The sequence below is a fragment of the Saccharothrix sp. DSM 118769 genome, from assembly GCF_052936295.1.
The window spans coordinates 834,133-859,021 of sequence record NZ_CP193627.1 but is presented as its reverse complement, the minus strand read 5'-3'; the positions used below and the strand labels follow the sequence as shown (position 1 = coordinate 859,021).

The window sequence follows — 24,889 nt, the reverse complement described above, 5'->3', positions numbered from 1 at the left end:
CCTGCGCGGACAGCGCCTACGCTCGTCGGGTGCCGAAGGTTCTCGCGGTGTCGGACGAGGTGGTCGAGCGGCTGTGGACCGACCGGGTGCGCGCGCTGGGCGTGGACCTGGTCCTCGCGGCCGGCGACCTGCCGTTCGACTACCTGGAGCACCTGGCGGACGTGCTGGACCGGCCGTGCGTGTTCGTGCCGGGCAACCACGACGCCGACCTGGGCGGGTACGTCGCCGTGCGCGGGCTGTGGACGAGGGCGGGCCTGCCGGCGCGGTGGCCGGGACCGGCGGGCGGCGTGAACGCCGACGAACGGGTGGTGGACGTGGCCGGGCTGCGGATCGCGGGGCTGGGCGGGTCGATCCGGTACAACGGCGGGCCGAACCAGTGGACGGAGCGGCAGCAGGCGCGGCGGCTGCGGCGGGTGCTGCGGCTGGCCCGGTGGCGGCGGCTGCGCGACGGGCGGGGCGTGGACGTGCTGCTCACCCACTCGCCGCCGCTGGGCTGCGGCGACGAGGAGGACGCGCCGCACCGCGGGTTCGCCTGCCTGCACGACGCGGTGCGGCTGCTGCGCCCGCCGCTGCTGCTGCACGGGCACGTGCACCCGCACGGCGTGCCGCGGCCGGACCGGGAGCTGGGCGCGACGAAGGTGGTGAACGCGGTGGGCTGGAAGGTGCTGGACGTGCCCTCGGCGGCGGGGGTGCGCCGTGCGCCGTGACACCGGGTTCCCGCGCGCCGACGCGGAGAACGACTTCCAGCGCGCCCGGCGGCGGCAGGTGCTGTCGAGGCTGGCGGCGTGGCTGCGGCGGGAACCGGACGACGTGAACATCACGCTGCCGTTCCACGAGGTCGTGGAGGCGCTGGGGCTGGTCGGCGAGAAGCGGCTGGGGCTGTGCACGGTCCGGTTGGACTCGATCGTGGGCAGCGTGGACCGGACCCGGGACTTCGACCGGCGGTTCCGGCCCACGTCGGCGCGCGTGCGGGAGCGCTGGGAGCGGTTGGCGCTGGCGCAGCGGCGCGGCGAGGCGGTGCCGCCGGTCGAGCTGTACCGGGTGGGCGACCTGCACTTCGTGCAGGACGGGCACCACCGGGTGTCGGTGGCGCACGCGCTGGGCCTGGGGGTGATCGACGCCTACGTGACCGAGGTCGTGACGCGGGTCGCGGCGCACGGCATCCGGCACCGGGGCGACCTGATCGTGAAGGACTACCGGCGGCTGTTCCTGGAACGGGTGCCGCTGGGCGGGCAGGCGCGCGCGGCCGTGTCGCTGTCGGACCCGTGGGACTACGCGGAGCTGGGCGAGCACGTGGAGGCGTGGGGGTTCCGGCTGATGCAGGACGAGGGCCGCCTCCTGGACCGGGCGACCGTCGCGGCCCGCTGGTACGCCGAGGAGTACGTGCCGGTGGTCGACATGCTGCGGCAGGCGGACCTGGTGGGCGACCGCACCGAGACCGAGGCGTACCTGTGGGTAGCGGCCGAGCGCTACCGCCTGATCCGCACCCACCGCTGGGACCCGGACGTGATAGCCGCCCTCCGCACCCCCCGCTGACCCGCGAGTCATGCGCTCACGCCCCGAGAGTCATGCGCTCACGCCCCGCGAGTCATGCGCTTACGCCCCGAGAGTCCAACGCTCACGCCGCGCGAGTCCAACGCTCACGCCGCGCGAGTCCAACGCTCAGGACCCCTGAGTTCTGCGTTCACGACTCACGGCGTTAGCCATGAGCGCAGGACACGAGGGTCGTGAACGCATGACTCGCGGGGCACGAGCGCATGACTCGCGGGTCCTGAGCGTTGGACTCTCGGGTCCTGAGCGTTGGACTCTCGGGTCCTGAGCGTTGGACTCTCGGGGGCTGAGCGTTGGACTCTCGGGGCGTGAGCGTTGGACTCTCGGGTCCTGAGCGTTGGACTCTCGGGGGCTGAGCGTTGGACTCTCGGGGCGTGAGCGTTGGACTCTCGGGTCAGCGGGGGGTTTCGAACTTGGGGAGGGGGCGGGCCTGGTCCATGACGCGGTCGGTGTAGCTGTCCAGGAGGCGGGTGGCGATCTGCTGGCCGTAGCCGAGGATGACGGCCCACAGCAGCAGGGCCGCCTGGGACGCCACGCCGATCAGGCCGGTCGTCACGCCCGCGCCGAGGGCGAGGATGCCGACCACCGCCAGGGCCGCGCCCAGCAGCACCTTGATGAGCGCCTGGTAGCCGACCATCACGTACGGCGACAGGCTGGGCCGGCGGCGCAGCAGCAGCACGACCGCCGACAGCACCGCCCCGAACGCGCCGAGCACCTGCACGAGCCACACGTCCGCCCCCGCCGCGACCTTGCCCGCCGGGCACACCGTGGGCAACCGCTCCGAACCGACGCACATGGGCACCAGACCCGGCTTGAGCAGGCCGATCACCCCGAGCAGGGTGTTGACGACGAACAGCACGACCGAGGTGGCGATGAGCTTGTTGCGCAGCGCCCGCGACCCGGCGTGCGCGAAGTCGGACTTGTCGAACGACGCCCGCAGCGCGTCGACGACCATCTCCCGCTCGATCGACAGCGGGTACTCCCCCGGCCGCATCTCCTCCAGCGCGGTGCGCCGCGGGTCGCCGTCGTCGAGGTTCTCCGCGACCCGCGCCTTGAGGCCGGGCAGCCGCCCGAGGAACCCGCTGCCCGCGGCGACGACCGCGATCTCCGCCTCGTGCAGGGACCGCCAGGCGCGTTCGATGTGCCACCCGGACCACCAGGACGCCACGGCACGCCAGCGCGGCTCCTCGCGGGTGATCATGTCCTCGACCACGGCGGCCTCCGCCTCGGCGACCTCGCGCCACCGCTGGCTCTCCTGGTCGAGGGGGTCGGGCGGGCCGAGGGCGGCGAGGTCGGCGCGCACGCGGTCCAGCCGCGACTGGACCACCAGCCGCCAGTCCGTGACGCGGGGCTTGCGCGCACCCATGCCGCTCATGGTGGCACCTGCCCCGACCTGGGCGGACCGCTCATCGGGTGATCGGGGGGAACGCCCGCGGGCACTCCCCCCGACCGGTCACGCCGTGCGGCCGGGTTCCACGAGCTCACGCAGGCGCGGCGGCATGCGCTTCTCCAGGCCGTACGGTTCGAGGTGGGCCTGGAGGACGCCGTCGAAGGCGCGCTTGACGGACGTGGTGTCCCAGGTGTCGCTCTCCAGGATCGGCTGCTTGAAGTACGGGTGGCCGATGAGGTGGAGCTGCCGCCCGTTGCACCGCACGACCTGCCCGGTGATGCCGGCCGCGTCGTCGCTGAGCAGGAACAGCACGAGCGGCGCGACCTTGCCCGGGGTGCGGTCGGCGGGGATGGCGCGCAGCGACCGTTCCGACTTCCACACCATTCGGGTGTGCGCGACCGGGCACACGGCGTTGACGCGGATGTTCTCGTTCTCCAGGTCGAGCGCCCACGACGCGCTCAACGACGCCACGGCGCCTTTCGTCGCCGAGTACGTGGCGAGTTTCCGCTGCCCCAGGAAGGCGCCGGAGGAAACGTTGACGATGGAGCCGCCGCCCTGCTCCCGCATCGCGCGCATCGCGGCCATACCGGTGAATATGACCCCCAGGAGGTTCACCTCGACGGTGCGCCGGATCGTGTCCGGGTCGTCCTCCCACGGCTGGGTCTCGTAGTTCAGGCCGGCGTTGTTCACCAGGCCGTCGACCCGACCGAACTCGGTCAGGCACATCCCCACGATCTTCTCCGCCTCGCTGGGGTCGGCCACGGTGTGCGCGCTGGCCACCGCCCGTCCCCCGTACGCCCGGATGTGCTCGGCGACCTGGTCCGCCAGCTCGGCGTCCACGTCGTTGACCACGACGGCCGCGCCCGCCTGCGCCGCGTGCATCGCGTACGCCTCGCCCAGCCCCCGACCGGCTCCGGTGATCACCACTGCTTTGCCGTCAAGAATCCCCATCTCAGAACTCTTCTCTGTGCTCGGCGGACTCCCCTGCCCCGACTCCGTATCGGTCGGGGTCGTCCCCGCCTTCGACCAGGGTGGGGACCGGCCGGAGGCGCGGGGCCGCCGAAGCGCCCAGGTGCGTGTTTGATGCGCTGAATGGCCTATGCACTTCGTCCCGACCGATGGTCCCGACAGGTCAGTAACGCCCAGTGAGGTTTGTGACGGTGCAAATAAAAGGGCCGCCCCGAAAGCGGGACGGCCCTTCTTCCGGGTGACCGGTTCAGCCGCTGTAGGTCAGGTTGCGGCCGTTCTTCGGGTCGAACAACTGCACCTTGTCCGCGTCGAACCAGATCTCCGCCGGCTGGCCGGTGGTCGCCGCGGACGCCGCGGAGATGCGGGTGACCAGCGGCACGCCGTCGCCGGGGACGTCCGCGGTGCCCGCGTCGGCGGCCAGCTCGGCGAGCTCCGCCGACGTCGCCTGCTCGCCGGAGAGGCTGAAGTAGGCGAACTTGTCGGAGCCCATGGACTCCAGCACGTCGACCTGGCTGGTGAACGTGACGCCGGACGAGCGGACGTGGTCCTCCACCAGCCGGGCGTCCTCGAAGTGCTCGGGGCGCAGGCCCATGATCACCTCGCGGGGCGCGTCGCCGCCCTCCAGCAGCCCGCGCACCCGGTCGGTGAGCGGCACGTCGCCCAGCGGCGACCGCAGCGAGCCGTTCTCCAGGGCGGCGGGCACGAAGTTCATCGACGGCGAGCCGATGAACCCGGCGACGAACAGGTTGGCCGGGTTGTCGTAGAGGAACTGCGGCGCGCCGATCTGCTGCACCGCGCCGCCCCGCATCACCACCACCCGGTCGCCCAGGGTCATCGCCTCGGTCTGGTCGTGCGTGACGTAGACCATGGTCGTGCCGAGCTGCTTCTGCAGCCGCGCCACCGACGTGCGCATCTGCACGCGGAGCTTGGCGTCGAGGTTGGACAGCGGCTCGTCCATCAGGAACGCCTTGGGGCTGCGCACGATCGCCCGCCCCATGGCCACGCGCTGCCGCTGCCCACCGGAGAGGTTCGACGGCTTGCGGTCGAGGTGCCCGGTGAGGTCCAGGATCTCGGCCGCGTCGCGGACCTTCTTCTCCACGGTGGTGTCGTCGACCTTCGCCAGCCGCAGCGGGAAGGCCATGTTCTCCTTCACCGTCATGTGCGGGTACAGCGCGTAGGACTGGAACACCATGGCGATGTCGCGGTCCTTGGGCGCGCGCTCGTTGACGCGCTCGCCGCCGATGCGCAGCTCGCCGGAGGTGATGTCCTCCAGGCCCGCGATCATGTTGAGGGTCGTGGACTTCCCGCAGCCGGACGGGCCGACCAGGATGACGAACTCGCCGTCGGCGATCTCGATGTCCACGTCCCGCACGGCCACCGCGCCGTCGGGGTACTGCTTGGTCACGCTGTCGAGCACGATCTCGGCCATTGCCTCACCCCTTGACGGCGCCGGAGGTCAACCCGGCGACGATCCGACGCTGGAAGAACAACACGAACAGGATGATCGGGATGGTGATGACCACCGCGGCGGCGGCGATCGACCCCGTCGGGTCCTCGAACTGGGAGCTGCCGGTGAAGAACGACAGCGCCACGGGGACGGTCCGCGACGACTCGGTCGAGGTGAGCGAGATCGCGAACAGGAAGTCGTTCCAGCAGAAGATGAACACCAGGATGGCCGTGGTGAACACCCCCGGCGCGGCCAGCGGCGCGATGACCCGGCGGAACGCCTGACCGGGCGTGGCGCCGTCCATCTTCGCCGCCTTCTCCAGCTCCCACGGGATCTCGCGGAAGAACGCCGACAGGGTGTAGATCGCCAGCGGCAGCGCGAACGTGATGTAGGGCAGGATCAGGCCGGGCCAGGTGTCGAACAGCCCCAGCGTCCGCTCGATCTCGAACAGCGGCGACACCAGCGAGATCTGCGGGAACATCGACACCAGCAGCGAGACGCCCACCAGCACCTTCTTGCCGGGGAAGTCGAGCCGGGCGATGGCGTAGGCGGCCATCGTGCCGAACACCACGGCGATCGCGGTGGCGATGATCGCGATGCCGATGGAGTTGACCAGCGCCCGCACGAACTCGGTGGTGGAGAAGATCGACGCGTAGTTGTCGAGCGTCCAGGCGCGCGGGATGAAGTTGCCGTCGCCCAGGGTCTCCTTGGTCTTGAACGACAGCGACACGATCCACAGCACCGGGAACAGCGCGTACACCACGACCAGGACGTTGAGGGCCGTCCAGCGCGCCTTGCGCGCCGTGGTCTCGGCCCCGCCGATGCCCGCCATCAGCGCCTCCCCCCGCCGTCGCTGCCGGGGGCAGCGGTGCCGAACAGCTTGACGAAGATGAACGCGATGATCGCCACCGCGATGAAGATGAGCACCGACATGGTGGAGCCGATGCCCAGGTTGAGACCCTTGATCAGGTTGTTGTAGGTGGTCATCGAGACGGACGCGGTGCCCTGCGACCCGGCGGTGAGCACGAACAGGTTGTCGAAGATGCGGAACGCGTCGAGCGTGCGGAACAGCAGCGCCACCAGGATCGCGGGCTTCATCACCGGCACGATGACCTTGGTGAACCGCTGCCAGCCGCCCGCGCCGTCCATCGCGGCGGCCTTGAGCAGGTCGTCGGGCACCAGGGCCAGGCCGGCCATGAGCAGCAGCGCCATGAACGGCGTGGTCTTCCAGATCTCGGCGAGGATCACGATCATGATCGCCGGGATCTTCTCGGTGAGCACCGGGTCGCCGCCCGCGATGGTCTCGGCGAGGTAGCCGGTGCCGGGCGTCCACGCGTACCGCCAGGAGAACGCGGCGACGACGGTGACGATGCCGTACGGGATGAGCGTGGCGGTCCGCACGATGCCGCGGCCCACCAGGGTGCGGTGCATGATCAGCGCGAGCGCCATGCCCAGCACCAGCTCGATGACCACGGACACCACGGTGATCACGATCGTGATCCACATGGCGTTCCACCAGTACGGGTTGGTCAGGACGGTGACGTAGTTGTCGAGGCCGACGAACTCGGTGCGGTCCGGGAACTTCAGGTCGTAGCGCTGGAGCGACAGCCACACCGAGTAGATGATCGGCCAGCCCGCGACCGCGGCCATGATGAGGATCGCGGGCGCGCACAGCAGCAGGCCCAGGCGGCGCTCGGCCTTCTTGCCCTCGCTCAGCACGGCCTTCGCCCTGCGCGGCGGGGTGTCCGGCTGTTGCGCGTCGCGGACGGGCTCGGCGTTGATCGCCTGGCTCACGGCAGCACCCCCTTGGAGTCGAGCGCGTCCTGGAGCTCGGACCTGAGCCGCTCGGCCGTCGCCTTCGGGTCGATGCCCGCGGGCGGCGACAGGATCGTGGAGATGACCGTGGAGACGTTCTGGTACGCGGGGGTGGCGGGACGCGCGCTCGCGTTCTTCAGCGTCTCCAGGATCGCCTCCTTCATCGGGTACGGCTCGGCCATCTCCGGGTCGTCGTAGACGGACTCGATGGTGGGCGGCACGCCGTCGTTGATGGCCGCGAACTTCTGGTTCTCGGCGTTGCGCAGGCAGGTGACCGCGTCGAACGACTCCTCGGAGTGCTCGCTGAACGCGCTGACCGCGTAGTTGATGCCGCCGACGGTCACCTTGGACTCGCCGCCGCCGACCGCCGGGAAGGGCGCCCACTTGAGGTTCTTCGCGAACTCCGGGTTCGCCTGCGCGGCGGCGTACACGTACGGCCAGTTGAGCATGAACGCGGCCTTGCCGCCCTCCATGGCCAGGCGCGCGTCGTCCTCGGCGGCGTTGGAGAAGGACGGGTCGACCACGTCGGAGGTCGCGAACTCCTTGAGCGCCTCCAGCGCCTCGACCGCGCCGTCGTCGACGACGGCCTTGGTGCCGCTCTCGTCGATGATGCGGCCGCCCGCGGAGTTGACCAGCGTGTTGTAGAGGACGACCAGGCCCTCGTACTGCTTGCCGGTGGCCTCGACCAGGCCGGGCTTGCCCTGCGCCTTCAGCTCGGAGCCGACCCGGATCATGTCGTCCCAGGTCTCCGGCGGGGTCTGCACGAGGTCACCGCGGTACCAGAGGAGCTGCACGTTCGTGTTGTCCGGCGCCCCGTACAGCCTGCCCTCGTAGCGGGCGGTCTCCAGGGGCGTCTCCAGGGTGCCGTCCTCGACCTCGGCCTTCGCCCGCCCGGTGAACTCCTTGATCCAGCCCGCCTCGGCCAGCTCGGCGGTCCAGGTGACGTCGAGCGCGAGGACGTCCATGTCGGTGTCCCCCGCGGCGAGCCTGCGCACCATCTGCTCGCGCTGGCCGTCGGCCTCGCGGGGCAGCTTGTGGTAGACGATCTCGTAGCCGTCGGCCTGCGCGTTGCAGTTGTCGACGATCTTCTGGAAGTTCTCCTGCGGGTACTTGTAGACGTTGACGACGGTCCCGCCGTCCCCCGAACCGCACCCCGCCAGCACGGATGTCGCGACCAGCGCGACGGCCCCCGTGGCGGCCAACCGATGACGCTTGCCCCTCACCGGCCCTGCCTCCTTCCCGACAACGGAGGAGCCAGACGGCCTGCCCGGCACCTCGTCGTGCCCCCGTCCCGGCAAGCAGCCGGTCGGTGGGTCGAACCTAGGCCCGGTGATCAGGTGCCGCAACCACGTGAGCCCAGACGGGCTCTACCCCATGATCGTGAACGGCAAACGTCAGTCTTTCCTCACGTCGGAGGGGCGCAGGGCGAGCTGGGCGAGCAGGTCGCGGCCGCGTTCGGCGGAACGGGGCTGGCACAGCACGTCGTAGCGACCGGCCACCAACTGGCTGGCGCTCTGGAAGTCCCGCTTGCCGCGGGTGGAGCTGTAGCCGACGGCGGCGAAGATCAGGCCGAAGGCGACGCCGACGAGGAGGCCGGCGACGATCGGCCCGAGGCTCGTGCCGGGGCTGGTGTTGAACAGGCTGAGCAGGACGCCGACGAACAGGCCGAACCACGCGCCCGACGCGGCGCCGGTGCCGAGGACGCGGCCCCAGGTGAGGCGGCCGGTGACGCGTTCGACGAGCATCAGGTCGACGCCCACTATCGTCACCTCCTGCACCGGGAAGTCCCCGTCGGCGAGGAAGTCGACGGCCCGCTGCGCCTCCTCGTAGGTGCCGTAGGAACCGATGGGCCAGCCCGTGGGCGGCGTCGGGAGGCGCGGGGGCACGCCGGGTCGGTTCTGGCCGGAGAAGGAACTCGTCACGGTGACCACCTCTTCGCGGTGCTGATCACCCCATCCTGCCAACACCGCGCGAACCGCGCGAAACGGGTGGAGCCGAAACTGATGCGAACGTGACCTGCGCCGGTCCCGCGCGGCGCGGCGCGGGACCGGCTCCGACGGCGTCGGGGGTCAGCCGCGGGACCGGTACTCGCGCAGCAGGCCGCGGCTGATGATGGTCTTCTGGATCTCGCTGGTGCCCTCGCCGATGAGCAGGAACGGTGCCTCGCGCATCAGGCGCTCGATCTCGTACTCCTTGGAGTAGCCGTAGCCGCCGTGGATGCGGAACGCCTCCTGCGTGACCTCGGCGCAGTACTCGGAGGCGATGAGCTTGGCCATGCCGGCCTCGACGTCGTTGCGCGCGCCGGAGTCCTTGAGGCGGGCGGCGTTGACCATCATCAGGTGGGCGGCCTCGACCTTGGTGGCCATCTCGGCGAGCTTGAACGCGATGGCCTGGTGCTCGGCGATGGCCTTGCCGAACGTCCGGCGCTGCTGCGCGTACTCGACGGCCAGCTCGAAGGCCCGCAGGGCGATGCCGCACGCGCGGGCGGCGACGTTGACGCGGCCGACCTCGACGCCGTCCATCATGTGCCGGAAGCCCTGGCCGGTCTCGCCGCCCAGCACCTGCTCGGCGCCGATCCGGAAGCCGTCGAACACCATCTCGGTGGTGTCGACGCCCTTGTAGCCCATCTTGTCGATCTTGCCGGGGATGGTGAGGCCGGGCGCGACCTCGCCGTAGCCCTCGGGCTTCTCCACCAGGAAGGTGGTGAGGTTCCGGTGCGGCTTGTCCTCGCCCTCGTCGGTCCTGACGAGCACGGCGGTGAGGTTGGACGTGCCGCCGTTGGTCAGCCACATCTTCTGGCCGCTGATGGCGTAGCCGTCGCCGTCGCGGGTGGCCTTGGTGCGGATGGCGGCGACGTCGGAGCCCAGTTCCGGCTCGGACATGGAGAACGAGCCGCGCACCTCGCCCGCGGCCATGCGCGGCAGGTACTTCTCCTTCTGCTCGGGCGTGCCGTGCTGCTTGAGCATGTGCGCCACGATGAAGTGGGTGTTGATCACGCCGGAGACGGACATCCAGCCGCGCGCGACCTGCTCCACGACGAGCGCGTAGGTCAGCAGGGACTCGCCGAGCCCGCCGAACTCCTCGGGGATGGTGAGCCCGAACAGGCCCATCTCCTTCATGCCCTCGACGATGTCCGCCGGGTAGGTGTCGCCGTGCTCCAGCGCCTGCGCGTGCGGGATGATCTCCTTGTCCACGAACGTGCGGACCGTCGACAGGATCTCCTCCTGGACGTCGGTGAGTCCTGCGGTCTGGGCCAGGCGCGCCATCGCACGGTTCCCTTCGTAGGCACGGGAGGTTACCGGCGAGTATGGCCCGGTTAACGCTCGTTCGCGCCACGAGAGTGCTCATCACCACGCGCTGAACCGAAACAGCAGCCCCGCGCCCGCGACCGGCCGCTACGCGCCGATCTCCAGGGCGACCCCGCAGTGGCGGCACACGTCGAAGAACACGTGGACGTCGCGGGTGCAGCGGGGGCAGTTCCGGAAGCTGCGCTCCAGCAGGTCGTCGGCGGGCCTGCGCCGGAACAGCCTCTTCCGCTCGGCTCGATGTCTGGACACGCCCTCCACCATGCACGGGGGACGGGGCGTGATCGCCACTCCGCGCCCCGATCTGTGGGCATGCTCACCGGCGGGGCCACCGGTCCGTGACCCCGCCGGCACGACGCGTCACCGCGCCGGGGGTCACTGCTCCGGCGGCGACCACGCGTTCGTGCGGGACATGCCGGCCGCACGCCCCTTCGAGGAGATCACCAGCGCCATCTTGCGGGACGCCTCGTCGATCATCTCGTCGCCCAGCATCACGGCGCCGCGCCTGCCGCCCGCCTCCGACGTGAAGTAGTCGTAGGCGTCGAGGATGTTCTCGGCGTGGTCGTAGTCGTCCTGCTTGGGGCTGAACACCTCGTTCGCCGCGTCGATCTGGCCGGGGTGCAGCACCCACTTGCCGTCGAACCCGAGGGCGGCCGAGCGGCCGGCGACGCGCGTGAAGCCCCCGACGTCGCGGATCTGGAGGTACGGGCCGTCGATGGCCTGCTTGTCGTGCGCCCGCGCCGCCATCAGGATCTGCATGAGGATGTAGTGGTAGGCGTCGCCCACGTCGTAGCCGGGCGGCTGCTCGCCGACGACCAGCGACTTCATGTTGATCGACGCCATGAAGTCGGCCGGGCCGAAGATGATCGTCTCCACCCGCGGCGAGGCGGTGGCGATGGCGTTGACGTTGATCAGGCCGAGGGCGTTCTCGATCTGCGCCTCGATGCCGATGCGGCCGACCTCGTAGCCCATGGTCTTCTCGATCTGCGTCAGCAGCAGGTCCAGCGCGTGCACCTGCTCCGCCGTCTGCACCTTGGGCAGCATGATGCAGTCGAGGTTGGCCCCCGCGCCCTCGACGACCTCGGTCACGTCGCGGTAGGTCCACTCGGTGGTCCAGTCGTTGACGCGGACGACGCGCGTGCGCGACCCCCAGTCGCCCTCGTTGAGGGAGGCGACGACGGTCTTGCGGGCACCCGGCTTCGCCAGCGGCGCGCAGGCGTCCTCCAGGTCGAGGAAGACCTGGTCCGCGGGCAGCGTGCGGGCCTTGTCGATCATCTTCTGGCTCGACCCGGGCACGGCCAGGCACGAACGACGGGGACGCTGCTGGTCGACCACTGGGGTACCTCCTCGTACCGGCCGGTAACTACCTGTCGGGAAGCCTGGCACGCCCTCCGGGTGCCCGCTATTCCGTGAGTCCCGGCTCACAGGGTCGTGGCAGGCTTGACCGGTGGAGATCGAGCGGGTGCTGGACGCCGCGCTGCGCAAGGCCGCGGCGGTGTGGGTGAGACCGGACGGGCACGACGCGCGGCTGGTGTGGGCGCTGTGGCGGGACGGGGCCGTGCTGGTGGCGGTCGGCGGGTCCGAGCAGGTCGTGCCCGGCCTGGCCGACGGCGTCGCCTGCACCCTCACGGTGCGGTCGCCGACGACCCGCTCGCACCTGGCCGACGTGCCCGTGACGGCCCGCCGCGCCGACCCGGACGCCGACACCGCGACCGCCCTGCGCGCCGCGCGCCTCAACACCACCCCCGCCTGGGCCGACGTCTACCGCCTGGAGCCCGCGTGATCACCGTCCCGGCCGGCTTCGGCACCTACCTCGGCGAGGGCTCCGACGCGTGGCTGGCGTCCCTGCCGGGGCTGGCCACGAGGTTCTGCGCCCGCTGGGGCCTGACCCCGGACGGCCCGCTGCTGCACGGCCTGGTCGCCGTCGTGCTGCCGGTGCGCCGCGCGGACGGCCGCCCGGCCGCCCTGAAGCTGACCTGGCTCGACGAGGAGACCCGGCAGGAGCCGCTGGCCCTGCTGACCTGGGACGGCGACGGCGTGGTGCGGCTGCTCGACCACGACGACGAGCACGGCGCGCTGCTGCTGGAGCGCCTGGACCACACCCGGTCGCTGCTGGACGTGCCGGCCGAGGAGGCGGTGGCGGTCGCGGGCGGCCTGCTGCGCCGGCTGCGGGCGGACGGCGCGGGGTTCCGCCGCCACCGGGTCGACGACCTGGTCGCGGAGAACGAGGAGCTGGGCCGCCCGCTCCCGGACGCCCTGGTCCGGGAGGCGCACGAGGTGGGCCTGGAGCTGGCGCGCACCGCCGGCACGACCCTCGTCAACGAGGACCTGCACTACGCGAACGTGTTGCGCGGCGACCGCGAGCCGTGGCTGCTGATCGACCCGAAGCCGCTGTCGGGCGACCGCGAGTTCGGCGTGATCCCGCTGCTGTGGAACAGGTTCGACGAGCTGTCCGGCGAACGCGGCCTGCGGGACCGGCTCGCCGCGCTGTGCGACATCGGCGAGCTGGACGCCGGGAGGGCGCGGGCGTGGACGTTCTACCGGGCGGTCGACAACCGGTTGTGGGCGCTGCGCGACGGCCACCGCGACGTGCTGCCCGCCCTGGAGGCGATCACCTCCGCCGTCCGTCGGTCCACAGTGGAACGCGGCACCGCCCGCGCCGACGAACTAGCCTGATCCCGTGAACCGCGTCTTCGCCGCCCAGCTCGCCGGCCTGCCCGTGTTCGGGCCCGCTGGCGAGTCGATCGGCAAGGTCCGCGACCTGGTCGTGGGCCTGCGCGTGGACCGGCAGCCGCCGCGCGTGCTCGGCCTCGTGCTGGAGCTGGCCACCCGCCGCCGGATCTTCGTGCCGATGCTGCGGGTCACCTCGATCGAGCCGAACGCGGTGACGCTGGCCACCGGGTCGGTGAACCTGCGCCAGTTCCACCAGCGCGCCAACGAGGTGCTGGTGGTCGGCGAGCTGCTCGACGCCCGCGTCACCCTCGACCAGGGCGCGTCGGCGGTGCTGGTGGACGCCGCGATGGAGCCGTCGCGCACCCGCGACTGGCGGATGACGCGGGTCGCCGTGCGCGAGCGCACCGGGCGGCTGGGCAGGCGCGGACCGGTGGTGGTGCTGCGCTGGGAGGAGATCTCCGGCCCTTCGGCCACGCAGCTCGCCGACCAGCCGCAGGGCGCGCACCACCTGGTCGCCGTGTTCGAGCGGATGCGCGCCGCCGACGTGGCGCTCGCCCTGCACGGCCTGCCGGCCAAGCGCCGCTACGAGGTGGCCGAGGCGCTGGACGACGAGCGGCTGGCCGACATCATCGAGGAGATGGCCGAGGAGGACCAGAAGGACGTGATCGCGCACCTGGACGACGAGCGCGCCGCGGACATCCTGGAGGCGATGAACCCCGACGACGCCGCCGACCTGCTGGCCGAGCTGCCGGAGCGGGAGAAGGACCGGCTGCTGGAGCTGATGGAACCGGCGGAGTCGGCGCCGGTGCGGCGGCTGCTGGCGTACAGCTACGACACGGCGGGCGGCCTGATGACGCCGGAGCCGGTGGTGCTCGCCCCGGACGCGACCGTCGCCGAGGCGCTGGCGCACGTGCGCAACCCGGACCTGACGCCCGCGCTGGCCAGCATGGTGTTCGTGTGCCGCGCGCCGACGGCCACCCCGACCGGCCGCTACCTGGGGTGCGTGCACATCCAGCGGCTGCTGCGCGAACCGCCGTCGGCGCTGGTGGCGGGCGTGCTCGACACCGACCTGACGACCCTGTCGCCGGACGCGTCGCTGCCCGACGTGACCCGCTACTTCGCCGCCTACAACCTGGTGTGCGCGCCCGTGGTGGACGAGGCCGACCACCTGCTGGGCGCGGTCACCGTGGACGACGTGCTGGACCACCTGCTGCCGGACAACTGGCGGGAAACGGGGCTGAGCCGTGCCTGAACTGCTGCCCCGCCGGCGGCTCGACCAGCCGCGCACGCCCGCGCGGTTCCGGCTGCCGCTGGACCCGGACTCGTTCGGGCGGTTCTCCGAGCGGCTGGCCCGGTTCATGGGCACCGGGAAGTTCCTGTTCTGGCAGTCGCTGTTCGTGCTGGTGTGGATCGCGGTGAACATGGTCGCCGTGTCGTTCCGGTGGGACCCGTACCCGTTCATCCTGCTGAACCTGGCGTTCTCCACGCAGGCCGCCTACGCCGCGCCGCTGATCCTGCTCGCGCAGAACCGGCAGGACGACCGGGACCGGGTGTCGCTGGAGGAGGACCGGTCGCGGGCCGCGCAGACCAAGGCCGACACCGAGTACCTGGCGCGGGAGCTGGCGGCGCTGCGGCTGGCCGTCGGCGAGGTCGCGACCCGCGACTACCTGCGCAGCGAGCTGGAACGCGTGTTCCGCGAGCGCAAGCGCGGCGGCAAGGACAGCGGCGGCAAGGACAGCGGCGGCGGGAAAGACGGGGGCAAGGACGGCGGCGGCGGGAAAGACGGCGGGAAGAACGGCGGCGGCAAGGGCAGCGGGAAGGACCGCGACGCGAAGGGCGGTGCGAGGGACGAGGACGCGGTGAAGGACGACCTGCCGTCGTCGCCGTAGTCGGCCGCCGCCCGCCCGGGGCCGGCGCCCGTTCAGTCGTCGGTGGAACCGAGCCGGTCGCACGACCGGCCGAACTCCTCCAGCTCGGCCCCGCCGAACGCCTCGGCGAAGTGCCGCACCACGCCCGTGAGGTGGGTGCCGGACGCCACGCGCAGCCGGTCCAGCCCCTCGGGGGTGAGCACCGCGACGACGCCGCGCCCGTCGCCGTCGGCGCGTTCCCGCAGCACGAGGTTCGCGCGCTCCAGGCGGTCGACCAGGCGGGTCACCCCGGAGCGGGACAGCAGGACGGCGTCGGCCAGCTCCGTCATCCGCAGCCGGTGCTGCGGCGCCTCGGCGAGCTGCACCAGGACGTCGTAGGCGGCCAGCGAGAGGCGTTGCTCGGCGATCAGCTCGGCTTCCATGACCCGCGTCAGCCGTGCGTGAGCCCGGAGGAAGGATCGCCACACCCCCAGCTCGGTTCGGGTGGGCAACCGGGCAGATCCGCTTTCCGGCACGGATACCGATGTTACGGAAAGCACGCGACCGGCTTCGCGCTGCCCCCGACTACGAGGTGACCAGCCGGTAGCTTGGAGGTGCGGGGCCGGTCGTAGCATGGCCCTCCCACCACTGAACCCCCTAAGGCGCTCCCCGTGACTCTTCCTTCCGTTGACGACGTGCAGAAGGCGTTGGCCGGTGTCCAGGACCCCGAGATCAAGCGCCCCATCACCGAGCTCGGCATGGTCAAAGAGGTCGTGGTGGGCGCGGACGGCGTGGTCGACGTCGCGATCTTCCTGACCGTCGCCGGCTGCCCGCTGCGCGACAAGATCACCGCGGACACCACGGCGGCGGTGTCCGCCGTGCCCGGTGTCACCGGCGTGCGCGTGGTGCTGGACGTGATGAGCGACCAGCAGCGCACCGACCTGCGCAAATCGCTGCGCGGCGGGGTCGAGGAGCCGGTCATCCCGTTCGCCCAGCCGGGGTCGCTGACCCGCGTGTACTGCGTCGCGTCGGGCAAGGGCGGCGTCGGCAAGTCGTCGGTGACGGTGAACCTGGCCGTGGCGATGGCGGCGCGCGGCCTGTCGGTGGGCGTCGTGGACGCCGACATCTACGGCCACTCGATCCCCCGGATGCTGGGCACGGACGACAAGCCCACCCAGGTCGAGAAGATGATCATGCCGCCGCAGGCGCACGGCGTGAAGCTGATCTCGATCGGCATGTTCACCCCCGGCAACACCCCCGTCGTGTGGCGGGGCCCGATGCTGCACCGCGCGTTGCAGCAGTTCCTGGCCGACGTGTTCTGGGGCGACCTGGACGTGCTGCTGCTCGACCTGCCGCCGGGCACCGGCGACGTGGCGATCTCGGTGGCGCAGCTCGTGCCGAACGCCGAGATCCTGGTCGTGACGACGCCGCAGCAGGCGGCGGCCGAGGTGGCCGAGCGGGCCGGGTCGATCGCGCTGCAGACGCGGCAGCGCGTGGCGGGCGTCATCGAGAACATGTCGTGGCTGGAGCTGCCCGACGGCACCCGCATGGACGTCTTCGGCTCGGGCGGCGGCCAGGCCGTGGCCGACTCGCTGACCCAGGCCGTCGGTTCGGCGGTGCCGCTGCTCGGCCAGGTGCCGCTCGACCCGCGCCTGCGCGAGCAGGGCGACGTGGGCACGCCGATCGTGCTGGCGCACCCGGAGTCGGCGGCGGGCCAGGTGCTCAACCGGGTGGCGGCCACGTTGTCGACCCGCTCGCGCGGCCTCGCCGGCCGCCTGCTGAACGTCTCCCCCGCCGGTCGCTGACCCCCGTTCCGACCACGAAGGCCCCCACCTCCCGGTGGGGGCCTTTTCGCGCGTACCGGAACCCACCCGGACCGTTGACGAACCCGCCGCCCATCTGAAACCTTCTAGCTCAACTTCGCAATAAGTTGACAACAAGTACTCAAAATCCAATAGATGAGCTGAAAGTTCACGGCAGGCCGTCATGGCGGTCTGCCGCGGCACCGCCCTGCACGGTCCTGTTGTCCCCGATGAAGAGGGCACCATGAACAGAACGCAGCGTCCCCGCCGCCTCCTCGGCGGCCTCCTCGCGATCGGCCTGCTGGCGCCCGGCCTCCCCGCCACGGCCGCCGCCGCCCCCGCCCTCGCACCCGCACCCGGCGTCACCACCACCGCCGACGCCGGTCTCGCCGCCGCCAACCTCGCCGCCGGCAGGCCCGCCTCGGCGAGCGGCTCGCACGGCGAGTACCCGGCCTCCCACGCGACCGACGGCAACCAGCAGACCTACTGGGAGAGCCCGACCACCGCCTTCCCGCAGTGGCTCCAGGTGGACCTGGGCTCGGCCGTCGCCGTCAGCCGGGTCACCCTGAAGCTCCCGACCGGCTGGGGCGCCCGCAGCCAGGCGCTGTCCGTCCAGGGCAGCACCACCGGCACCTCGTTCACGACCCTCGCCGCGTCCGCGCCCCGCGCGTTCGACCCGGCCGGCGGCAACGCGGTCACGATCGACTTCCCCGCCGCCACCACCCGCCACGTCCGCGTGCACGTCACCGCGAACACCGGCTGGCCGGCGGGGCAGCTCTCCGAGCTGGAGGTCCACGGCCCGGCGTCCGGCGACACGCGCGCACCGACCGCCCCGACCGGCCTGACCCTCGCGCAGAGCGGCACCCGGATCGACCTGAGCTGGACCGCGGCCACCGACGACGTGGGCGTCACCGGCTACGTCGTGATCGCCAACGGCGTCGAGCGCGCCACCACCGCGGGAACCAGCCACACCGACACCCAGCCCACGTCGGCCACGGTCGAGTACTCGGTGCGGGCGCGGGACGCGGCGGGCAACACCTCGCCGGACAGCAACCGGGTCACCCGCCCCGGCCAGGGCCCGCAGGGCTCGGACCTGGCGCGCGGCAAGCCGGTCGAGGCGTCGTCGTCGGTCTTCTCGTTCGTCCCGGCCAACGCCACCGACGGCAGCACCGCCACCTACTGGGAGTCGAACGGCTTCCCGTCGACGCTCACCGTGAAGCTCGGCGCGAACGCCGACGTCACGTCCGTCGTGGTGAAGCTCGACCCGGCCCAGGCGTGGGGCCCGCGCACCCAGGCGATCGAGGTGCTGGGCCGCGAGCAGTCCGCCGGCTCCTTCACCACCCTGGGGGCCCGCGCCGACCACGCGTTCAGCCCCGCCACCGGCAACACCGTCACCGTCCCGGTGTCCGCCCGGCTCGCCGACCTGCGCCTCCAGGTGTCCGCCAACAGCGGCGCGCCCGGCGGCCAGGTCGCGGAACTCCAGGTCATCGGCACGATGGCGCCCAACCCGGACCTCACCGTCACCGGCCTGACCTGGTCGCCCACCGCCCCCGTGGAGACCGACGCGGTCCGGCTGTCGGCGACGGTCCGCAACGCGGGCGGCGCGGCGTCCCCGGCGACGTCGGTGGCGATCAGCCTCGGCGGCGCGGCCGTCGGCACGGCGGCCGTCCCGGCGCTGGCGGCGGGCGCGTCGGCGACCGCGACCCTCGACGCGGGCAGGCGCGGCCAGGGCACCTACACCGCGTCGGCGGTGGTCGACCCGGCGAACGCGGTCGTGGAGCAGGACGACGGCAACAACGCGTTCACCGCGCCCACCGGCCTCGTCGTCGGCCAGGCCCCCGGCCCGGACCTCCAGGTCCTCGGCGTCACGCCCGACCCGGCGAACCCGGCGGTCGGCCAGCGGGTCTCGTTCGGCGTGCGGGTGCACAACCGCGGCACCACCGCGGCCGGCGCGTCCGTCACCCGCGTCACCGCGGGCGGCACGGCGCTGAACGCGGACACCGCGCCGATCGCGGCGGGCGCCGAGGTCACCGTCCAGGTCGGCACGTGGACGGCCGCGGCCGGCGGCACGACCGTCACCGCCACCGCCGACGCGACCGGTGCCGTCACCGAGACGAACGAGGCGAACAACGCGTTCGCGCAGGCCCTCGTGGTCGGCCGGGGCGCGGCCCTGCCCTACGTGTCCCACGAGGCCGAGGCCGGCCGCTACCGGGGCACGCTGCTGGAGACCGACCGGCTGCGCACGTTCGGGCACACGAACTTCGCCACCGAGTCGTCCGGCCGCCGGTCCGTGCGGCTCACCGCGCAGGGCCAGTTCGTCGAGGTCACCTCCACCGACCAGGCCAACTCGATCGTGGTGCGCAACTCCGTGCCGGACGCGCCGAACGGCGGCGGCCAGGACTTCACCCTCAGCCTCTACGTGGACGACGCGTTCGTGCGGAAGCTGACCCTGTCGTCCCGGCACAGCTGGCTGTACGGCGACACCGACGGCCCCGAGGCGCTCACCAACACCCCGCAGGCCGACGCGCGGCGGCTGTTCGACGAGTCCCACGCCCTGCTCGGCACGTCCTACCCGCCGGGCACCCGGTTCAGGCTCCAGCGCGACGCGGGCGACACCGCCGCGTTCTACGTCATCGACCTGGTCGACCTGGAACAGGTCGCGCCGCCCGCCGCCCAACCGGCGGGCTGCACGTCCATCACCCGGTACGGGGCCGTGCCGAACGACGGCCTGGACGACACCACCGCCATCCAGCGGGCCGTCACCGACGACCAGAACGGCGTCATCGGCTGCGTCTGGGTCCCCGCCGGCCAGTGGCGGCAGGAGAAGAAGATCCTCACCGACGACCCGCTCGACCGCGGTCAGCACAACCAGGTGGGGATCAGCGGCGTCACCCTCCGCGGCGCCGGCATGTGGCACTCGCAGCTCTACACGCTCACCGAACCGCACCTCGCGCAGGGCGGCATCAACCACCCGCACGAGGGCAACTTCGGGTTCGACGTCGACGGCAACACGCAGATCTCCGACATCGCCATCTTCGGTTCCGGCCGCATCCGCGGCGGCCCCGACGGCGCGGAGGGCGGCGTGGGCCTCAACGGCCGGTTCGGCCGCGGCACGAAGATCAGCAACGTGTGGATCGAGCACGCCAACGTCGGCGTGTGGGTCGGCCGCGACCACGACAACATCCCCGACCTGTGGGGCCCGGCCGACGGCCTGGAGCTCAGCGGCATGCGCATCCGCGACACCTACGCCGACGGCGTCAACTTCAGCAACGGCACCCGCAACTCCACCGTGTTCAACTCGTCGTTCCGCACCACCGGCGACGACTCGCTCGCCGTGTGGGCCAACCAGTACGTCAAGGACCGCACCGTCGACGTCGCGCACGACAACGCGTTCCGCAACAACACCGTCCAGCTGCCGTGGCGCGCCAACGGCATCGCCGTCTACGGCGGCCGCGACAACCTGATCGAGAACAACCTCGTCCTCGACACCATGAACTACCCGGGCATCATGCTGGCCACCGACCACGACCCGCTGCCGTTCTCGGGCCGGACCCTGATCGCGAACAACGGCCTGCACCGCACCGGCGGCGCGTTCTGGGGCGAGGCGCAGGAGTTCGGCGCCATCACCCTGTTCGCGCAGGGCCGCGACATCCCCGGCGTCACGATCCGCGACACCGAGATCGTCGACTCGACCTACGACGGCATCCAGTTCAAGTCGGGCGGCGGGAACGTCCCGGACGTCGTGATCAGCAACGTCCGGATCGACCGCTCCACCAACGGCGCGGGCGTCCTCGCCATGGGCGGCGCGCGCGGCAGCGCCACCCTGACCGGCGTCACCATCACCGGCTCGGCCACCGGCGACGTCGTCGTCGAACCGGGCTCGCAGTTCACCATCACCCGCTAGCCCCCCGCACGGCGGAGGCCCCCCGACCAGTGCGGTCGGGGGGCCTCTTCCGTCGTCATCGGCGGATCAGGTGGCGTCCGGGTCGTACGGCGGGCGCTCGCCCTGCCCCAGGGGCCGGTCGCGGCCCGGCGTCGCCGGGGACGTGCCGCCCACCGCCGGGTAGCCGTTCGGCTTGTCCGCCGGCTGGTCGTCCCACAGGTGCTTGGTGATGGCCCGCTTCGGGTCGAAGTTCCGCAGCTCCCGCAGGTCCTCCAGCGGCTTGCGCAGCTGCTCGAACTCGGGACCCATCTCCTGCTTCAACTGCTCGCGCGCGCCGGTCGCGTAGTCGCGGACCTGGCGGACCGTGCGCCCCACCCACGCCGCCGCCGACGGCAACCGCTCGGGCCCCAGGATGAACAGGCCCGCGACGACGATGATCAGGATCTCGACCCAACCGATGTTCTCGAACACCCGCGTGCCCCGCCTTCCGCGCCACCCGGCCTGATGAGCCCCACGACCAGCGTAGCCGTCAGTCGGACCGCAGGGTCACCTGCACGGTCAGCTCCCGCCCCTGCCGGGCCAGCACCACCGGCACCGTCTCGCCGATCTCGCGGTCCCGCACGGCGACGGTCAGCTCCGCGGCGTTGCGCACCACGCGGTCACCGACCCGGGTGATCACGTCACCCTCCTCGATGCCCGCCGCGTCCGCCGCGCCGCCCTCCGGCACGTTCTGCACCTGCGCGCCCTCGGCGGTCTCCGCCGACGCCGACCGCACGTTCACGTTCATGTCCGCGTGCTTGACCTCGCCGTCCCGGATCAGGGCCTGCGACACCTTGCGCGCGTAGTTCCCGGAGATCGCGAACCCCAGGCCCACCGACCCGCCGGTCTCGGTGCGGATCGACGAGTTGATGCCCACCAGCGCACCCGACGAGTCCACCAGCGCGCCGCCCGAGTTGCCCGGGTTGATCGCCGCGTCGGTCTGGATCGCGTCGTAGGTGACCTGCGGCCCGCCGTTCTCGCCCGCCGCCGTCACCGGCCGGTGCAGGGCGCTGACGATGCCCTCGGTCACCGTGTTCGACAGCGACAGCGGCGACCCGATCGCCAACACCGCGTCACCCACCGCCAGCTCGTCGGAGTTCCCGAACCGCAGCACCGTCGGGTTGTCCACCTCGACCTTGATCACCGCGAGGTCCGTCTTCGAGTCGCGGCCCACCACCGCGGCCACCGCCCGCTTGCCGTCGGTGAACACCACGGTCAGCTTCGCCGACGTGTCCTGCACCGCCGGGGCGACCACGTGGTCGTTGGTCAGCACGTACCCGGCGCCGTCGATGACGACGCCCGAGCCGACGCCCGCCACGTTCGCGCCCTTGAACTCGATCGACACCACGCTGGGCGTCACCCGCTTCGCGATGTCCGCCACCGACCCCACCGGGCGCTCCTTGCCCGGCTTGACCTCGGCCAACGTCACGCCACCGTCCGTCAGCGGGTTGTCCACCCGCCCCAGCAGCCAGCCGACCACACCGCCGCCCGCGCCCACCAGCAACGCCGCCGCCAGCAGCAGCACCAGCGCCGTCGGCTTCACGCGCCGCCCGAACAGCAGCTCCGGCACGCTCAGCAGCGGCCCCGGCGCCGGGTCGGACCGCTCGTCGGTCCGCGGGTCCTCGGTGACGGCGGGCGGGCCGATCACGGCCGACGCGCCCGGGTCGCGCCACGCGTCACCCGCGGGCTGCCCCTCCCAGAACACCGGCTCGACCTCGGGCTCCCCCGCCAGGTCCAGCGGCGGGCGCTGCAACCGCGTGCCCGCGTCACCGGACGGGCGACCGAACGCCGTCGACAGCGCCTCCGGCGGGGGCGGCGACAGGTGGACCGGCCCGTTCGCGCCGTTCGGGGACGGGCGGTCCGCGGCGAACGCGCCCTCCACGCCCGTCGGCCGGCCGAACACGGACGCCTGTCCCGGGTCCACGGCGGGCCGGGCGAGCGGGCGCGGCGCGAGCCTGCGGTGCGCCCCGTCGTCCACACCCGACCTGGGGGTCCCGTTGCCCTGTCCTGGCTCGCTCATCGCTCCCCGCACGTCGTCACGCCAAAGGTTGTCGCGGGGCAATCGTGCCCGGTGACCGGTGAAGTCGCCGTCAGCGGGCCCCGCCCCGGCTCAGCGACCGGGGAGCGTGGTCACGGCCACCGGCCGCATCAGGTCGGTCTCGCCCGCACCCGTCAACGAGGGCGCCACGGCGGGCGCGACCGCGGGCGTGGGCTCCGGCGTGCCGCCCTGGGCGGGCGTGGGAGCCGAGTCCTCGCCGCCGGGCGCGACGAGCGCCAGGGCACCGAGCATCAGACCGGAGACGACGACGCCCGCGCCCTGCCGCGCGCGCCGGCCACCGAACCACCCGCCCCCGAGACGGCTACCGCCGCCGGTGCCGAAAGGGCGTGACTGGCCGAGCACCGGCCCGCCGCCGAACGCGGCCCGGTCCGGGCGCTGCACGGTGACGAGCTGGCCGTCCTCGGTGACCGCGAGGCCGTCGGGCGCGCTGGGCAGCTCCACCTCCTGGGGGATCGCACCCAGCCTGGCCAGCAGGCCGGCCGGCGCGCAGGGGGTCTCGGCGGCGCGGACCGCCGACCTCGCCTGCTGCTGCGAGTACGCCTCGGCCGCGCAGAACGGGCAGCGCTGGAGGTGCGCGGACGCCCGGCCGTGCGCGGAGGCGGTCAACTCGCCGTCGACGAAGGCGACGACCGCGTCGGGCAGCAGGTGCTGCTCGGGCAGTTGCCAGCCTCGCAGTTCGGTCATGCAGAGTCCTCCTGAACAAGACCCCGACGGCGTTCGAGGGACAGCTTCAGGGCCTGGCGGCCCCGGTGGATCCTGCTCCTCACGGTACCCAGTTTGATCCCCAGGGTGGCGCCGATCTCCTCGTAGGAGAGGCCCTCCACGTCGCAGAGCACCACGGCGGCCCGGAACTCCGGCGGCAGCTCGTCGAGCGCGGCCTGCAGCTCCGGGTCGAGGTGGGTCTCGTCGTAGACCTCCTCGGGGCTCGGGTCGTCGCCCGCGATCCGGTCCTGCTCCTCCGGCAGGGCCTCCATGCGCACGCGCGAGCGGCGCCGGGCCATGTCGAGGAACAGGTTCGTCGTGATGCGGTGCAGCCACCCCTCGAAGGTGCCGGGCTTGTACGAGGCCAGCGAGCGGAACACCCGGATGAACGTCTCCTGGGTGAGGTCCTCGGCGTCGTGCTGGTTGCCGGTCAGGCGGTAGGCCAGCCGGTACACCCGGTCGGCGTGGTCGCGCACCACTTGGTCCCACGAGGGCGCGATCCAGTCCGCGTCGTCGATCGGCGCGGTCGGTGCGGCGGCGGTCGGCTGCGTTGGCATCGGGGGTTCGAGCACCTCCAGTGGGCTGGCTGCCCTGCTGCACGGTCCAACGCTCGGCTTCCCGGACGTGTTCCCGCGGTCCTGCTGTCGTGGGACCAGCCTCGCCGGTCCGCTTATAACCATCGTTAGAGTCCGCTGAGAGCAGGCTGAGAATCCTGGTTGCCGGGAGGACCACCCGGATCGACGCCGACGGCGTTAGCCTTCGTGCCGTGGATGCGCCTACGCGCGAGTACGTGGAGGGCTACCTGCCCGAGGACGCGGTGCTGAAGGCCGCGCGGGCCCGGGGTGTCGAGCTGGGGTGCGTGCCCATCGGCGCGGGGGGCGGCGCGGCGCTGCGGTTCCTCGCGGCGGCGCTGCGGGCGCGGGCCGTCGTCGAGGTGGGCACCGGTGCCGGCGTGGGGGCGTTGTACCTGCTCAGCGGGATGCCGGCGGCCGGGGTGCTGACATCCATCGACGTGGAGCCGGCGCACCAGCGGGCGGCGCGGGTGGCGTTCGCCGAGGCGGGCGTGGCCGTGTCGAGGACGCGGCTGATCATGGGGCGGGCGCTCGACGTGCTGCCGAGGCTGACCGACGGCGGGTACGACCTGGTGTTCGTGGACGCCGCGAAGGCCGAGTACCCGAGGTACCTGGAGGAGGGCGTCCGGCTGCTGCGGCCGGGCGGCGTGATCGCGTTCGACAACGTGCTGTGGCACGGCCGCGTGGTCGACCCGTCGCGGCGCGACCCCGACACGGCGGCGATGCGCGAGGTGGCGCGGGCGGTGCGGGACGACGAGCGGCTGGTGCCGGTGATCCTGCCCCTGGGCGACGGCCTGCTGGTGGCGGCGAAGACCGCGTGACCTGCGGGTTCGAG

General features: G+C 72.3%; 23 protein-coding genes and 1 pseudogene. 9 read left to right on the top strand and 15 right to left on the bottom strand.

Annotated elements, in window-relative coordinates:
• The first annotated feature begins 29 nt into the window (after positions 1–29).
• Both ACRAKJ_RS04185 and ACRAKJ_RS04180 read left to right on the top strand, forming a co-directional pair.
• Positions 30–707, top strand: coding sequence for a metallophosphoesterase (locus tag ACRAKJ_RS04185; RefSeq protein ID WP_438921515.1), 678 nt, complete (start codon positions 30–32; stop codon positions 705–707).
• Entirely contained in the window at positions 697–1,536 is an 840-nt protein-coding gene (locus tag ACRAKJ_RS04180; protein ID WP_438921514.1) for a chromosome partitioning protein ParB, read from the top strand. The genes ACRAKJ_RS04185 and ACRAKJ_RS04180 overlap by 11 nt, the downstream gene beginning before the upstream one ends.
• Before the next feature lie 409 nt (positions 1,537–1,945).
• Here ACRAKJ_RS04180 and ACRAKJ_RS04175 read toward each other — a convergent pair whose 3' ends face one another.
• The 10 genes from ACRAKJ_RS04175 to ACRAKJ_RS04130 form a co-directional block, all read right to left on the bottom strand.
• Entirely contained in the window at positions 1,946–2,926 is a 981-nt protein-coding gene (locus ACRAKJ_RS04175) for a hypothetical protein (protein ID WP_438921513.1), read from the bottom strand.
• 78 nt (positions 2,927–3,004) lie between these two features.
• Positions 3,005–3,892 (bottom strand): SDR family NAD(P)-dependent oxidoreductase, encoded by an 888-nt coding sequence (locus ACRAKJ_RS04170; RefSeq protein WP_438921512.1) that lies wholly within the window; start codon positions 3,890–3,892, stop codon positions 3,005–3,007.
• A gap of 265 nt (positions 3,893–4,157) precedes the next feature.
• Positions 4,158–5,339: a sn-glycerol-3-phosphate ABC transporter ATP-binding protein UgpC gene (locus ACRAKJ_RS04165; protein WP_438921511.1), complete on the bottom strand. Its 1,182-nt coding sequence runs from the start codon at positions 5,337–5,339 to the stop codon at positions 4,158–4,160.
• 4 nt (positions 5,340–5,343) lie between these two features.
• Positions 5,344–6,189: an ABC transporter permease subunit gene (locus ACRAKJ_RS04160; protein ID WP_438921510.1), complete on the bottom strand. Its 846-nt coding sequence runs from the start codon at positions 6,187–6,189 to the stop codon at positions 5,344–5,346.
• Positions 6,189–7,139: an ABC transporter permease subunit gene (locus tag ACRAKJ_RS04155; protein WP_438921531.1), complete on the bottom strand. Its 951-nt coding sequence runs from the start codon at positions 7,137–7,139 to the stop codon at positions 6,189–6,191. Before ACRAKJ_RS04155 ends, ACRAKJ_RS04160 begins: the two co-directional genes overlap by 1 nt.
• A gap of 8 nt (positions 7,140–7,147) precedes the next feature.
• Positions 7,148–8,395, bottom strand: a complete 1,248-nt coding sequence (locus ACRAKJ_RS04150) for an ABC transporter substrate-binding protein (protein ID WP_438921509.1) — start codon at positions 8,393–8,395, stop codon at positions 7,148–7,150.
• A gap of 171 nt (positions 8,396–8,566) precedes the next feature.
• Positions 8,567–9,103: a general stress protein gene (locus ACRAKJ_RS04145; RefSeq protein ID WP_438921530.1), complete on the bottom strand. Its 537-nt coding sequence runs from the start codon at positions 9,101–9,103 to the stop codon at positions 8,567–8,569.
• Between the two features lie 138 nt (positions 9,104–9,241).
• The gene (locus tag ACRAKJ_RS04140) at positions 9,242–10,438 is read right to left on the bottom strand and encodes an acyl-CoA dehydrogenase family protein (protein WP_438921508.1); all 1,197 of its coding nucleotides are present in this window, start codon (positions 10,436–10,438) and stop codon (positions 9,242–9,244) included.
• A 129-nt stretch (positions 10,439–10,567) separates the two neighbouring features.
• The gene (locus ACRAKJ_RS04135) at positions 10,568–10,729 is read right to left on the bottom strand and encodes a hypothetical protein (protein ID WP_438921507.1); all 162 of its coding nucleotides are present in this window, start codon (positions 10,727–10,729) and stop codon (positions 10,568–10,570) included.
• Between the two features lie 123 nt (positions 10,730–10,852).
• The gene (locus ACRAKJ_RS04130) at positions 10,853–11,812 is read right to left on the bottom strand and encodes an aldolase/citrate lyase family protein (RefSeq protein ID WP_438921506.1); all 960 of its coding nucleotides are present in this window, start codon (positions 11,810–11,812) and stop codon (positions 10,853–10,855) included.
• A 112-nt stretch (positions 11,813–11,924) separates the two neighbouring features.
• Between ACRAKJ_RS04130 and ACRAKJ_RS04125 the strand changes: the two genes are divergently transcribed.
• The 4 genes and pseudogenes from ACRAKJ_RS04125 to ACRAKJ_RS04110 all read left to right on the top strand — a co-directional run.
• Positions 11,925–12,260, top strand: coding sequence for a hypothetical protein (locus ACRAKJ_RS04125; RefSeq protein WP_438921505.1), 336 nt, complete (start codon positions 11,925–11,927; stop codon positions 12,258–12,260).
• The gene (locus ACRAKJ_RS04120; protein WP_438921504.1) at positions 12,257–13,153 is read left to right on the top strand and encodes an aminoglycoside phosphotransferase family protein; all 897 of its coding nucleotides are present in this window, start codon (positions 12,257–12,259) and stop codon (positions 13,151–13,153) included. The genes ACRAKJ_RS04125 and ACRAKJ_RS04120 overlap by 4 nt, the downstream gene beginning before the upstream one ends.
• A gap of 4 nt (positions 13,154–13,157) precedes the next feature.
• Positions 13,158–14,402, top strand: coding sequence for a magnesium transporter MgtE N-terminal domain-containing protein (locus ACRAKJ_RS04115; RefSeq protein WP_438921503.1), 1,245 nt, complete (start codon positions 13,158–13,160; stop codon positions 14,400–14,402).
• A pseudogene (locus tag ACRAKJ_RS04110) lies at positions 14,395–14,841 on the top strand (DUF1003 domain-containing protein); the annotation flags it as partial. The gene ACRAKJ_RS04115 and the pseudogene ACRAKJ_RS04110, both read left to right, overlap by 8 nt.
• Positions 14,842–15,071: 230 nt before the next feature.
• Here the strand turns inward: ACRAKJ_RS04110 and ACRAKJ_RS04105 are convergent.
• Positions 15,072–15,557, bottom strand: coding sequence for a MarR family transcriptional regulator (locus ACRAKJ_RS04105; RefSeq protein WP_438921502.1), 486 nt, complete (start codon positions 15,555–15,557; stop codon positions 15,072–15,074).
• A gap of 111 nt (positions 15,558–15,668) precedes the next feature.
• Between ACRAKJ_RS04105 and ACRAKJ_RS04100 the strand changes: the two genes are divergently transcribed.
• Both ACRAKJ_RS04100 and ACRAKJ_RS04095 read left to right on the top strand, forming a co-directional pair.
• A complete protein-coding gene (locus ACRAKJ_RS04100; protein ID WP_438921501.1) occupies positions 15,669–16,802 on the top strand; it encodes a P-loop NTPase in 1,134 nt (377 codons plus the stop codon).
• Between the two features lie 241 nt (positions 16,803–17,043).
• Entirely contained in the window at positions 17,044–20,703 is a 3,660-nt protein-coding gene (locus tag ACRAKJ_RS04095) for a CARDB domain-containing protein (RefSeq protein WP_438921500.1), read from the top strand.
• Positions 20,704–20,769: 66 nt separating this feature from the next.
• On the opposite strand, the gene ACRAKJ_RS04090 is transcribed toward ACRAKJ_RS04095, so the two are convergent.
• From ACRAKJ_RS04090 to sigE, 4 genes are all read right to left on the bottom strand, one after another.
• Positions 20,770–21,153: a sec-independent translocase gene (locus tag ACRAKJ_RS04090; RefSeq protein ID WP_438921499.1), complete on the bottom strand. Its 384-nt coding sequence runs from the start codon at positions 21,151–21,153 to the stop codon at positions 20,770–20,772.
• A 58-nt stretch (positions 21,154–21,211) separates the two neighbouring features.
• Positions 21,212–22,741 carry a trypsin-like peptidase domain-containing protein gene (locus tag ACRAKJ_RS04085; protein WP_438921498.1) on the bottom strand — a complete coding sequence of 510 codons (1,530 nt, stop codon included), beginning with the start codon at positions 22,739–22,741 and terminating at the stop codon, positions 21,212–21,214.
• A 90-nt stretch (positions 22,742–22,831) separates the two neighbouring features.
• A complete protein-coding gene (locus tag ACRAKJ_RS04080) occupies positions 22,832–23,464 on the bottom strand; it encodes an anti-sigma factor family protein (protein WP_438921497.1) in 633 nt (210 codons plus the stop codon).
• The gene (gene sigE / locus ACRAKJ_RS04075; RefSeq protein ID WP_438921496.1) at positions 23,461–24,039 is read right to left on the bottom strand and encodes an RNA polymerase sigma factor SigE; all 579 of its coding nucleotides are present in this window, start codon (positions 24,037–24,039) and stop codon (positions 23,461–23,463) included. The genes ACRAKJ_RS04080 and sigE overlap by 4 nt, the downstream gene beginning before the upstream one ends.
• 209 nt (positions 24,040–24,248) lie before the next feature.
• Between sigE and ACRAKJ_RS04070 the strand changes: the two genes are divergently transcribed.
• Positions 24,249–24,875 carry a class I SAM-dependent methyltransferase gene (locus ACRAKJ_RS04070; protein WP_438921495.1) on the top strand — a complete coding sequence of 209 codons (627 nt, stop codon included), beginning with the start codon at positions 24,249–24,251 and terminating at the stop codon, positions 24,873–24,875.
• Positions 24,876–24,889 lie beyond the last annotated feature (14 nt).